14 protein-coding genes are annotated in these 11705 nt (G+C 70.8%); 7 read left to right on the top strand and 7 right to left on the bottom strand.

The annotated features are described in order from the left end of the window. Together CCN39_RS27555 and CCN39_RS27550 are read right to left on the bottom strand one after the other, a co-directional pair. A partial coding sequence (locus tag CCN39_RS27555) for an RNA polymerase sigma factor (protein WP_279629588.1) occupies positions 1-620 on the bottom strand: 620 nt, incomplete at its 3' end. Continuing rightward, on the bottom strand, positions 617-973 hold the full coding sequence (locus CCN39_RS27550; protein ID WP_086846726.1) for a YciI family protein: 357 nt from the start codon (positions 971-973) through the stop codon (positions 617-619). The genes CCN39_RS27555 and CCN39_RS27550, both read right to left, overlap by 4 nt. A gap of 73 nt (positions 974-1046) precedes the next feature. On the opposite strand from CCN39_RS27550, the gene CCN39_RS27545 reads away from it, so the two are divergent. The 3 genes from CCN39_RS27545 to CCN39_RS27535 all read left to right on the top strand — a co-directional run bounded on the left by CCN39_RS27545 (position 1047) and on the right by CCN39_RS27535 (position 3519). Then, entirely contained in the window at positions 1047-1478 is a 432-nt protein-coding gene (locus CCN39_RS27545; protein ID WP_086846724.1) for a YybH family protein, read from the top strand. A 643-nt stretch (positions 1479-2121) separates the two neighbouring features. Then, positions 2122-2763 (top strand): SDR family oxidoreductase, encoded by a 642-nt coding sequence (locus CCN39_RS27540; RefSeq protein WP_086846722.1) that lies wholly within the window; start codon positions 2122-2124, stop codon positions 2761-2763. A 117-nt stretch (positions 2764-2880) separates the two neighbouring features. Beyond that, a complete protein-coding gene (locus tag CCN39_RS27535; RefSeq protein ID WP_086846720.1) occupies positions 2881-3519 on the top strand; it encodes a DedA family protein in 639 nt (212 codons plus the stop codon). Here the strand turns inward: CCN39_RS27535 and CCN39_RS27530 are convergent. Further along, positions 3516-4406, bottom strand: coding sequence for an EamA family transporter (locus CCN39_RS27530; protein ID WP_086846718.1), 891 nt, complete (start codon positions 4404-4406; stop codon positions 3516-3518). The two genes, CCN39_RS27535 and CCN39_RS27530, sit on opposite strands and share 4 nt — an antisense overlap. Before the next feature lie 86 nt (positions 4407-4492). On the opposite strand from CCN39_RS27530, the gene CCN39_RS27525 reads away from it, so the two are divergent. Then, the gene (locus CCN39_RS27525; protein WP_086846716.1) at positions 4493-5398 is read left to right on the top strand and encodes a LysR family transcriptional regulator; all 906 of its coding nucleotides are present in this window, start codon (positions 4493-4495) and stop codon (positions 5396-5398) included. On the opposite strand, the gene CCN39_RS27520 is transcribed toward CCN39_RS27525, so the two are convergent. After that, positions 5388-5990, bottom strand: a complete 603-nt coding sequence (locus CCN39_RS27520) for a TetR/AcrR family transcriptional regulator (RefSeq protein WP_086846714.1) — start codon at positions 5988-5990, stop codon at positions 5388-5390. The genes CCN39_RS27525 and CCN39_RS27520 overlap by 11 nt on opposite strands. 59 nt (positions 5991-6049) lie before the next feature. On the opposite strand from CCN39_RS27520, the gene CCN39_RS27515 reads away from it, so the two are divergent. Continuing rightward, positions 6050-6664, top strand: coding sequence for a peroxiredoxin-like family protein (locus tag CCN39_RS27515; protein ID WP_086846712.1), 615 nt, complete (start codon positions 6050-6052; stop codon positions 6662-6664). On the opposite strand, the gene CCN39_RS27510 is transcribed toward CCN39_RS27515, so the two are convergent. Beyond that, a complete protein-coding gene (locus CCN39_RS27510) occupies positions 6651-7202 on the bottom strand; it encodes a DedA family protein (protein ID WP_086846711.1) in 552 nt (183 codons plus the stop codon). The two genes, CCN39_RS27515 and CCN39_RS27510, sit on opposite strands and share 14 nt — an antisense overlap. A gap of 130 nt (positions 7203-7332) precedes the next feature. Here CCN39_RS27510 and CCN39_RS27505 point away from each other — a divergent pair, with 130 nt between their 5' ends. Beyond that, positions 7333-8235, top strand: coding sequence for an SDR family oxidoreductase (locus tag CCN39_RS27505; RefSeq protein WP_086846709.1), 903 nt, complete (start codon positions 7333-7335; stop codon positions 8233-8235). Here the strand turns inward: CCN39_RS27505 and CCN39_RS27500 are convergent. Together CCN39_RS27500 and leuA are read right to left on the bottom strand one after the other, a co-directional pair. Continuing rightward, positions 8226-9203 carry a helix-turn-helix transcriptional regulator gene (locus CCN39_RS27500; protein WP_086846707.1) on the bottom strand — a complete coding sequence of 326 codons (978 nt, stop codon included), beginning with the start codon at positions 9201-9203 and terminating at the stop codon, positions 8226-8228. The two genes, CCN39_RS27505 and CCN39_RS27500, sit on opposite strands and share 10 nt — an antisense overlap. Positions 9204-9206: 3 nt before the next feature. After that, complete coding sequence (leuA, locus tag CCN39_RS27495) at positions 9207-10967, bottom strand: 2-isopropylmalate synthase (protein WP_167455197.1); 1761 nt, start codon at positions 10965-10967, stop codon at positions 9207-9209. Between the two features lie 228 nt (positions 10968-11195). Here leuA and CCN39_RS27490 point away from each other — a divergent pair, with 228 nt between their 5' ends. Beyond that, on the top strand, positions 11196-11561 hold the full coding sequence (locus tag CCN39_RS27490) for a hypothetical protein (RefSeq protein WP_086846703.1): 366 nt from the start codon (positions 11196-11198) through the stop codon (positions 11559-11561). Positions 11562-11705: the final 144 nt, after the last annotated feature.

Here is an 11705-nt window from a genome sequence, read left to right as displayed (position 1 = left end):
AGCTGCCGGGCCAGCCGGATCGCCTCGGTGGTCAGCTCGACGCGGCTCAGCGCGTCCCCCGAACTGGCCGTGTGGCCCTCGGTGAAGATCAGGTACAGCACCTGCAGCACCGCGGCGAGCCGTTCGGGGCGCTGGTCGTTCGTGAGCCGTTCGCCTTTCAGCTTCTGCTTCGCGCGGCTGATCCGCTGGCCGATGGTGGCCTCGGGGACGAGGAAGGCCCGCGCGATCTCGGCGGTGGTCAGCCCGCCGACCGCCCGCAGCGTCAACGCGACCTGCGACGGCCGCTTCAGCGCCGGGTGGCAGCAGAGCAGCAGCAGGGTCAGGGTGTCGTCGACCCCGCTGGCCGGCTCCCTGCCGGGTGGCTCGGCGAGCGCGACGGCTTCCTCACGCTGCTGCCGCGCGGTGTCACTGCGCCACTGCTCGATCCGCCGCCGGGACGCGGTCGTGATCAGCCACCCCTTCGGGTGATCCGGAAGGCCTTCGACCGGCCACTGCCGGGAGGCGGCCAGCAGTGCCTCCTGGACGGCGTCCTCGCAGGTGTCGAAGCCGCCGTACCGCCGGACCAGCGCGGCGAGGACCTGCGGCGCGAGCTCGCGGAGCAGGAGTTCGACGTCGGTCACAGCTCCGGCCCGTGCAACCCCATCACGGGCCGCACCTCGACCACGCCGAAAGAGGCTTCCGGGAACCTGGCGGCGATCTCGAGGGCGCGTTCTCCGGTCTCGCAGTCGAGCAGGTAGAAGCCGGCGAGGAACTCCTTGGCCTCGGCGAACGGCCCGTCGGTCGCCATCGGCCCGATCCGCGTGGCCAGTTCCGGGAAGGCGAGCCGCTCGGAGACGATCCGCTCGCCGGAGGCATCGAGCTCGTCGTTGAGCTGCTGGTAGTAGGCCAGCCCGGCGGCCCGCTGCTCGTCGCTCATGCCCGCCCAAGCGGAGCGCGACTCGGGATTGCCGTAGATCAGGACCACGTATTTCACTGGGGTCTCCTGTCGAAATCCGTCCGGCGGCGCCTACGTCTCCTGTGCAAGCACCGACCTTGAGGAGAATGGCATGAGTGAGCAGCAGATCCGCGACCTGATGGCGGCCCGTGAGGTGGCGATGACGACCCGTGACGCGGAGACGTTGGCCTCGCACTACGCGCCCGACGTCGTGGCGTTCACGTTGGCGCCGCCGTTGGTGCACCGGGGAGCGGAGGTCATCGACGTCGAGGGGCGCCGGGCGTGGTTCGAGACGTTCGAGGGCCCGATCGAGTACGAGATCCGCGACCTCGAGCTGACAATCGGCGGCGACATCGCGTACTGCCACGCACTGAACCGCCTCGCAACCACGCCGAAGGGCGCACCGGCGGGCTTCGAGCTGTGGTTCCGTTCGACGGTGTGCTTCCGCCGGGAGGGTGCGCAGTGGCGGATCACCCACGTGCACGATTCGACGCCGTTCCACATGGACGGCACGTTTCGGGCGGCGGTCGACCTGAAGCCCTGAGCTTGGGTCGGGTTGGAGGGTGGACCTTGGTGGACCTTGGTGGGGCCGCCACCCCGATGCCCGATTGTGACTACGGACGGCAGCACCGCGTCAAGGCGGGAAAGCGTGCCTTGACCCGGCGCTGCCGTCCGTGTTCTGGCTTCGGATCGGGGTTGCGGGGGAGGTCTGGGTGGGGTGCCGGTCAGGCTGTCAGCGTGCCGTTTACTGCCGGTGAGGTACCTGGGGCGCTACGACCTCGCCGGGGGCCCGGTCGCCGCCGGAGCCCTGTCGCCGGTGGGGCCCTGTCGCCGCCGGAGGCCGCTGTCTCGCGGAGGCCGCTGTCTCGCGGAGGCCGCTGTCTCGCGGAGGCCGCTGTCTCGCGGAGGCCGCTGTCTCGCGGAGGCCGCTGTCTCGCGGAGGCCGCTGTCTCGCGGAGGCCGCTGTCTCGCGGAGGCCGCTGTCTCGCGGAGGCCGCTGTCTCGCGGAGGCCGCTCTCCCGCGGAGCCCACCCTCCCTGGGGGCCGTGCCCAAGTCCAGTCTATCGGCGCCCACCGTCGAAACCGGCCGATCGGCCATCGTCCACCGGAGTTGTCCACATGGGGGTGAACCCTGTGGACAACTCCGGTACCCGGCACATCCGCGCCACCTGCGGCACCATCGACCCATGCAGGTCACCGTGCTGGGTGCCACCGGGCGAACCGGGTTCCACGTCGTCCGCATGCTCGCCGCGAAAGGGCACCGCGTCCGGGCCGGCCTTCGCAGCCGGGGCCGCGCCGAGGTTCTTCGCGACCTTCGGGCCGAGCCCGTCGTTGCCGATGTCACCGCGGATCCCGATGTGCTCGTCGAGGTCTTCGAGAACTCCGACGTCGTCATCAACACCGTTGGGGCGCCCGATCCGGAACCCGAATCGGTGAACCTCGTCGACCGGGACGGGGGCATCGCCGCCATCCGGGCCGCCGAACAGGCCGGGGTGCCCAGGTACGTTCAGCTCTCCGCGCAGTTCGCCGACTCGCCCGACCAGGGTGACCGGCTCGTGCGGTCGATCCTGCTCGCCAAGCAGATCTCCGACAGCGTCCTGCGGAAATCCGCGCTGACCTGGACCATCGTCCGGCCCGGCACGCTCACCGACGGCCCGGCGACCGGCCGGGTCAAGGCCGGCGGGCACCTCGAGCCGGGGCGGATCAGCCGGTCGGACGTGGCCGCCGTGCTCGTCGGGACGCTGGCCGAGCCGCTCACCGAAAACCGGGGCTTCGACGTCGTTTCCGGGGATTTTCCGGTCGCCCCGGCACTCGCCGCGCTGGGCTGACCCCGACCAAAGTCGTACGCCGGGCAATACCTGAGTAGGCCGCCCCGGGTACCGCACCCCCGGTACCCTTCGGAAAGCGAACACCGATCCGGACGTAAATCCCAGGGGGTACGGGCTGTGCACATCGACCAATGGCTGGAGGCGATCCCGCCGCTCTCGGTGTACCTGATCGTCGGTGCGGTGATCATGATCGAGAGCCTCGGGATTCCGCTGCCCGGCGAAATCGTGCTGGTCAGCGCGGCTCTGCTCGCCTCGCAGCACGACACGCTGAGTCCGCTCTGGATCGGCATCCTGGCCAGCGCCGGCGCCATCATCGGTGACAGCATCGGCTACTTCATCGGAAAAACCGGTGGGCAACGGCTGTTCGCCTGGGCCGGCCGGAAATTCCCGAAGCATTTCGGGCCGACGCACCTGGCCAACGCCGAACGGATCTTCAACAAACGTGGCGTGTGGGCCGTCTTCCTCGGCCGGTTCATCGCGTTCCTGCGGATCCTCGCCGGCCCGCTCGCCGGGTCGCTGCGCATGCACTACCCGAAGTTCCTGCTGGCGAACGCGGCCGGCGGCATCGTCTGGGCGGGCGGCACGACCGCGGCCGTCTACTACCTCGGCGTGGTCGCCGAAGAGTGGCTCGGCCGGTTCTCCAAGTTCGGCCTGGTCGCCGCGATCATCATCGGCGTCGTCGTCTTCTTCGTCATGAAGAAGCGCCTCGGCCGCAACCACGCGGAAGAGGAGAAGCAGGAAGAGACCGCCGCCTAAACCGCGACGAGCTCCCGCTTGGGCGCGAGCCGCAGCGAGCCGAGCAGCACCCCGGCGATCACGACGGCGGCGGCGCCGACCTCCAGCCAGGTCGGCTGCTCGCCCAGGAACACGAACGACGCCGTCAGCCCGACCACCGGCACCAGCAGCGAGAACGGCGACACCACGCCGGCCGGGTTGCGCCGCATCAGCGTCGTCCACAGGCCGGATCCGACGACCGTGCCGATCAGCACGACGTAGGTCAGCCCGCCGAGCGCGGTCAGGCCGGTCGGGGTGCCGAGCGTCGTCAGCGACCGCCACTGCGCGGCCGGGCCCTCCATGACCAGCGACAGCGCGAACATCGGCAGCGGTGGCACCACCGACATCCACAGCGTGAAGTGCAGCGGGTTGTCCGGCTCGGCCTTGCGCGTGCTCAGGTTGCCGAACGCCCAGCTCAGCGCGGCCAGCAGGGTCAGGAGCATCGGCAGCAGGGCGGCGTGGCCGGAGCGCTGCCACGCGATCGCGGCCATCCCGGCCACGGCCAGCGCGATGCCGGCCAGCTGGTGCGGCGTGACGCGTTCGCGCAGGAAGACGGCGCCGAGCAGCACGGTGAACGGCGCCGACGCCTGCAGCACCAGGGATGCGAGCCCGGTCGGCATCCCGGTGTCCATCGCGATGAACAGGAACGCGAACTGCCCGGTGCCGAAGCCCAGGCCGTAGCCGAGCAGGTGCCGCACCTTCACCTTCGGCCACGGCACGAACAGGATCGTCGGGACGGCGATCACGGCGAACCGCAGCGCACCGGCGAACACCGGCGGGAACTGGCCGAGCGTGGCGTGGATGGCCAGGAAGTTCAGGCCCCACAGGACGGCGACGAGCACGGCGAGCAGACGGTCACGAGCGGGCATGCCTCCACTGTGGCAACGGCGACCATGAAGAACCAGCGAATATATCTTCAGGAACCTTGTAGCTGTGCTTCACGTATGCTGGCGCCGTGGATCTGGGTCGCTTGCGCACGCTGCGGGAGTTCGCCGATCGCGGGAGCGTGACGGCGGCCGCGCGCGCCCTGCACTGCACGCCGTCGGCGGTTTCGCAGCAGCTGCGCGCGTTGCAGGGCGAAGTCGGCCTGCCGCTCACCGAGCCCGCGGGCCGGGGGCTGCGGCTGACCGACGCGGGCCGAGCGCTGGTCGCTCGCGCCGACGAGGTGCTCGCCGCGCTCGAACGGGCCGAGTCCGAATTGGACACCTACCGCAGCGCGCCGCGCGGGCGGGTGCGGATCGCGATCTTCCAGTCGGCGGGCCTGATGCTGCTGCCGGGGCTGCTGTCGCGCGTCGCCGGGTACGACGGCCTGGAGATCGACGTCCGGGACGTCGACATGACGCCGCCGGAGGTGCCCGGACTGGTCGCGGACTACGACGTCGTCGTGGCGCACCGCGACGAGCACGCGCCGGAGTTCGACTCGAGCCGGCTCGAAGTGGTGCCGCTGCTGCGGGAACCCCTCGACGTCGCGCTGCCGGCCGGGCACCGGCTGGCGAACCAGCGCCGCGTGGAGCTGGCCGAGCTGGCGGACGAACGCTGGATCAGCGTCGACTTCGGCTTCCCGGTCGACGACGTGCTGCGTTCGCTGACCATCCGCACCGGCGTGCGGCCGGTGGTGGTGCAGCGGATCAACGACTTCCGGATCACCGAGCGGCTGGTCGCCGCGGGGCACGGCATCGCGCTGCTGCCGCGCTACACGATGGACACCCGCCGCGGGAGCGGCCTGGTCGGGCGGCCGCTGGCCGGCATCCGCGCGGCCCGGCTGGTGGAGGCGGTCTGCCGCACGGGCGCCCGTCAGCGGCCGGCGGTGGCCCAGGTGATCGAGGAACTGCGCGCGGAGGTCGGTCAGCTCACCGCTTGAAGCCGCGCAGGTACGCCAGCGCGATCCCGAGCGCGTCCTCCAGCGCGGTGAGGTCGTGCCGGATGTGGGCCAGCAGCAGTCCACCTTGGACGGACGTCATCGCCGCCTGCGCCAGCCGCGCGGGGTCGGCGTCGGGCGCGAGTTCGCCCTTGTCCCGCAACGTGGTCAGCCCGCGCGCCAGGTGCGACTCCCACGTCCGGTACGCCTGGTCGACCAGCGGCGCGAGCTGCGGGTTGTCGCCGACCTCCCCGGCGAGGTTGCCCAGCGGGCAGGCGATCGGGCCGCCCGCGCGCCGGTGGACGTCGAGCAGCTGCTCGGTCCACGTCTCGAGGTCGGCCCAGGAGGCCAGCGTGAAGATCGCCGGCTGGTTGCCGAGGATCTGCTCGAGGTAGCGGTCGATCACGGCCGCGACCAGCTGCTCCTTGTTCTTGAAGTAGTGGTACATCTGCGACTTCCCGGCCCCGCTCGCGGCGAGCACCTTGTCGACGCTCGTGCCCGCGACGCCGTCGACGTACATCAGCCCGGCCGCCGCGTCGACGATCGCGTCGCGGGTCCGCTTGCCGCGGGGGGTCGAAGCCGCTTGCGCCTCCATGTACTGAATAGTACAGTTCGGCTCACTGTACCGATCAGTACAATCAGCTAGGGGGATCCATGACGCTCGACCACGCCCTGACCGGGCTGAACGACCACCTCCGGGGCGCCCTGCCGCCGGAGATCTCCGCGGTCCTCGAGGCGGACCGGCGCCGGGCCGCCGGAACGAAGTTCGCCGACGTCGGCGCGGAAATCGAAGACTTCGAGCTGCCCGGCGCCGACGGGACGAAGACGCGCCTGAGCGAACTGGTCGCGGAGGGACCGGCGGTGCTCGTGTTCTACCGCGGCCAGTGGTGCCCGTACTGCAACCTGACCCTGCGCACCTACCAGCAGGAAGTGCTCCCCGAGCTGGCGAAGTTCGGCGCGACCCTGGTGGCGATCAGCCCGCAGCGGCCGGACGGCGAACGGCCGGACCTGGCGTTCCCGGTGCTTTCGGACGTCGGCAGCACGGTCGCACGGGGGCTCGGGCTGAGCTACCCGGTGTCCGAGCCCGTGCGGGAGGCCATGGTGACGCTCGGCACGGACCTCGAGGAGGTCAACGGCACCTGGGAGCTGGTCCACCCGGCGGTCGTCGTGGTCGGCCGCGACCGGGTGCTCCGGTTCGTCGACGTCCACCCGGACTTCGTCACGCGGACCGAGCCGGCGGACATCCTGGAAGCCGTCAAGTCGCTTTGACGCTGTGCCGGACGCGGTAGGTGATCACCGAACCCAGGACCAGGGCCACGGCCAGGGAGAGCAGCAGGCTGATCCCGGGTTCGGTGACGATCCGGCCGCCGGCGTAGCCGAGGAAGGCCACGTACGACGTCCAGAGTGTGACGCCGATGGCCGAAGCGGCGAAGAACTCCGCCATCGGCCACCGGAGTGATCCGGCGAGCAAGGCACCGAGCGTCCCGCCCGACGGCAGCCAGCGGGCGACCACCAGCACCGGCCGGGGATGGCGCTGCAGCCGCCCGTCGAGCCAGCCGAGGCCGTCGGCGATCTTCTTCCGCCTGCTCAGCCGGTCCAGCGCCGCCCGGCCACCGAACCGGCCGAGGGCGTAGAGCGCCTGGTCGGACGCCAGGCACCCGGCACTCGCCACGGCGATCACCAGCGCCAGCGACGTCCCGCCCTGCGCCGCCGCGACGCCCATGCCGAGGATGGTCACCTCGGTGGGCAGCAGCGGCACCAGCGAGACGACGAACAGCACCAGCAGTCCCGCCGTCGATCCGTCCACACCTCCATTAACCGCCTGCTCGCCGCCGATCACTCCCGATCGGCGGGGACTCACAGCAACCCGACAGCTCTTCCACAGAGTCGCCGAAACCATGCCAGGAGTTGTCATGGTTCGCCGTGAGGCTGGGCGCATGAGCACACTTTCCGGAAAAGTCGCCCTGGTGGCGGGCGGGACGCGGGGCGCGAGCCGGGCGATCGCCGTCGAACTCGGCCGCGCGGGCGCCTTCGTGTACGTGACCGGCCGGACGACCCGCGCCGGACGGTCCGAAGTGGACCGTCCGGAGACGATCGAGGAGACGGCCGAGCTGGTCGAGAAGGCCGGCGGCGAGGCGGAGGCGATCCGCGTCGACCACCTGGTGCCGGACGAGGTCGAGGCGCTGGCCGGGCGAATCGACCGCCTCGACATCCTGATCGACGGCCTGTGGGGCGGTGACCAGCACCTCGGCTGGGGCAAGCCGGTGTGGGAACACGACCTCGAGGCGGGCCTGCGCATGATCCGCCTCGGCATCGACGCGCACCTGATCACCAGCCACTTCCTGCTCCCGCTGCTGATCAAGCGACCGGGCGGCCTGGTCGTCGAACTGACCGACGGGACGGCCGAGTACAACGCGAAGTACCGCGAGGGCACATCACTGCCGTTCTACCTGGCGAAGGCGTCGGCGCACCTGCTCGCGATCGGGGAGGCGGCCGAGCTGGCGTCCCACGGCGCGACGGCCGTGGCGTTCACGCCGGGATACCTGCGGTCGGAGGCGATGCTGGACATCTACGGGGTGACGGAGGACAACTGGCGCGACGCCTGCGAGCGCGTCCCCCACTTCGCGATCTCGGAGACGCCGACGTTCTGCGGCCGCACGGTGGCCGCGCTCGCGGCGGACCCGGACCGGCACCGGTGGACCGGGCAGACGGTGAACAGCGGGCAGCTGGCGAAGGAGTACGGCGTGGACGACGTCGACGGCAGCCGCCCCGACGGCTGGCGGTACATGACGGAGGTGGCCGACGCCGGAAAGCCCGCGGACACCACCGGCTACCGCTGAGCGTTGCGGGCGGCCAGTTCCGCGCCGATCGCGGCCAAGGCCGCCCGCAACTCCGGCGGGTCCAGCACCTCCACCCCCGGGCTCAACCCGACCAGCTGACCGAGGCCGATCTCGCCGTCTTCCAGGGCGAGCTCGGCCTCGGCCCAGCCGTCCTCGTCCGGCGTCCCCAGCGAAACCACGGTGTCCGCGAGGTGCTCCCCGCCGAACACCCGGCGTAGTTCGCGCACGGCGGTCCGGTGCAGCCGGGCTCGCACCCGCACCGGCCGCGCGACCTGCTCGAACGTCGCCGACGACGAGCGCCACCAGTCGGCCAGGTCGAACTCCGGTGGCCGCTCGAACGGCACGTCCGACGTCCGGACGTCGAGGATCCGCGACACCCGGTAGGTCCGCAGAGCGTCGTCCGGCACCACCCGCGCGACCAGGTACCAGACGCCCGCTTTCAGCACGAGCCCCAGCGGTTCCAGCTCCCGCGCGGCCACCTTGTCCCGGCGCTGGTAGGCCACCGAGACCCGCCGCTGGGACCACACCGCCCGCGCCACCGCCGCCAGCGAGGGCGGCTCGTCCGGCGAACCGAACCAGCCCGGCGCGTCCAGGTGGAACCGCCCGGCCACCAAGGCCGCGTGTTCCCGCAGCTCAGCGGGCATTCCGGCGGACACCTTCGCGCGCGCCGCGCTGCCCGCCGTGTCCAGGCCGAGCCCGGCGAGCGCGTCCGGTGCCCCCAGCGCGAACAGGGCGACGGCCTCCCGCGCCGTCAACCCGTCGAGCCCGGAGCGCCAGCCGTCGACCAGGCGGAAGCCGCCGTGCCGGCCCTGCTCCGTCCACAGCGGAACGCCCGCTTCGCGCAGGGCCGCCAGGTCGCGGTGCATCGTGCGCTCCGAGACACCCAGTTCCGCGGCGAGCTCGGCGGCGGTCGCGCTGCGCCGCCGTTGCAGCGTGAACAGCAGCGCGACCAGCCGCTCGGCTTTCACGGACTACCGGTGGGCGCGGTTCACCGCCGAGACGACCGCGCGCAGCGACGCCGTGACGATCGACGGGTCGATGCCGATGCCCCAGAACACCCGGTCCGAGATCGCGCACTCGATGTACGACGCGGCGCGCGCGTCGTCGCCCGGGGAGAGCGTGTGCTCGCTGTAGTCCAGCAGGCGCAGGTCGTACCCGACCGTTGACAGCGCGTCGAAGAACGCCGCGATCGGCCCGTTGCCGCGGCCGGTGACCTCGTGCTCGTCACCCTCCACGCGGACGGTCGCGGTGATGTCGTACTCGCCGTCACCGTTGTCGCGGACGTGCTGGCGGACCAGCTCCAGCGGCGTCTTCAGCTCCAGGTACTCGGCCGAGAAGGCGTTGTACATCGTGGTCGGGTCGACCTCGCCGCCCTCGGAGTCGGTGTAGCGCTGGATGACCTTCGAGAACTCGATCTGCAGCCGGCGCGGCAGGTCGAGCTGGTGCTCGGCCTTCATGATGTAGGCGACGCCGCCCTTGCCGGACTGCGAGTTCACCCGGATCACGGCCTCGTACGTGCGGCCGACGTCCTTGGGGTCGATCGGCAGGTACGGGACCTCCCACGGGTACTCGTCGATCGGGACGCCCTGCTTGTCGGCGGCGTCCTTCAGCGCGTCGAGGCCCTTGTTGATCGCGTCCTGGTGGCTGCCGGAGAAGGCGGTGAACACCAGGTCGCCACCCCACGGCGAGCGCTCGCCGACCGGCAGCTGGTTGCAGTACTCGACCGTCCGCTTGATCTCGTCCATGTCGGAGAAGTCGATCTGCGGGTCGATGCCCTGGCTGTAGAGGTTCATGCCCAGCGCGACCAGGTCGACGTTGCCGGTGCGCTCGCCGTTGCCGAACAGGCAGCCCTCGATCCGGTCCGCGCCGGCCTGGTAGCCCAGCTCCGCGGCGGCGATGCCGGTGCCGCGGTCGTTGTGCGGGTGCAGCGACAGGATCACCGAGTCGCGGCGGGCCAGGTTCCGGCTCATCCACTCGATCGAGTCGGCGTAGACGTTCGGGGTGGCCATCTCGACGGTCGCCGGCAGGTTCAGGATCACCGGCTTCTCCGGCGTCGGCTGCCAGATCTCGGTGACGGCGTTGCAGACCTCGAGCGCGTAGGACAGCTCGGTGCCGGTGTAGGACTCCGGCGAGTACTGGAACCGGAAGTCCGTGTCGGGGTGCTTCGCGGCCAGCTCGACGACCATTTCCGCGGCCTGCGTCGCGATCTTCTTGATGCCCTCGCGCTCCTCGCGGAAGACCACCCGGCGCTGCAGGATCGACGTCGAGTTGTAGATGTGGACGATCGCGCGCGGCGCGCCGTCCAGGGCCTGGAAGGTGCGTTCGATCAGCTCCGGGCGGCACTGGGTCAGCACCTGGATGCTGACGTCGTCCGGGATGGCGTGCTCTTCGATGATCTCGCGGACGAAGTCGAAGTCCGTCTGGGACGCGGCCGGGAAGCCGACCTCGATCTCCTTGTAGCCCATGCGGACCAGCAGGTCGAAGAACTTGCGCTTGCGCGCGGGCGACATCGGGTCGATCAGGGCCTGGTTGCCGTCCCGCAGGTCGACGGCGCACCACAGCGGCGCGCGCTCGATGCGCTTCTCGGGCCAGGTGCGGTCGGGCAGGTCGATGTTCTCGACCAGGTCGTACCAGGGGCGGTAGCGGTGCACCGGCATGGACGTGCCGCGCTGGGTGTTCCAGGCGGGCTGGTCAGCGGGCGCGGGACGAGAAGGTTTGCGGATCTTGCTCATGGGATTTGGGGTGTCTCCAGCTCGACGGGTGCGACCGGCACCACGAAGCCCCGCGACGGGGAGCCGGTCCGGTCAGGCCCCGTCGCGGCAGCGAAGCAGGAGAGCACGCGCCACGGGCCCACCATAACCACGGAACGCCGGGTGAGGGAAGCCGGGCCGCAATGGAACCGTGACCCAGTCGGTTACTTGTGGGTAGCAATCGGCCTGGTCCCATGCGAAACTGCGGGCATGGGTGAGCACGCAGAGTCGTCGGAGGAGACCCGCGTCTCCCGCCGCGCCGCCGTCGACTGGCGCGAGAGGCGCGGCAAGGTCGCTTCGCTGGTGGCGTCGATCGTCCGCTGGGTCGGCCTGGTCTTCGCCGCGTTCCTGGTGATCCACGTGATCTTCACGGTCGGCTCGGCCAACCCGGGCAACGGCATCGTCTCGTTCGTGAAGTCCTGGGCGGACAGCCTGGCGCTCGGCTTCAGCGACCTGTTCACGCCCAGTGACGAGAAGCTCCGCGTGCTGGTGAACTACGGCATCGCGGCGATCTTCTGGATGGTGGTGTCCGGAATCCTGGCCAAGGTCATCCGCCGCGTCGGCGGCGCTTCCTGACCCAAGACCGCGCCACACCCCCAGCTTGACCCGATTCCCGCCACCGATCCCCCGTGATCAGACCCGTAACCCACGTGATCAGACCCCGAACTCACGTGATCAGACCCGTAACTCGCGTGATTAGACCCGGAACTCGCGAGTTCC

It is taken from the genome of Amycolatopsis kentuckyensis (assembly GCF_002155975.1).
Lineage (GTDB): Bacteria > Actinomycetota > Actinomycetes > Mycobacteriales > Pseudonocardiaceae > Amycolatopsis > Amycolatopsis kentuckyensis.
This window is presented reverse-complemented; position numbering and strand designations above follow the sequence as displayed.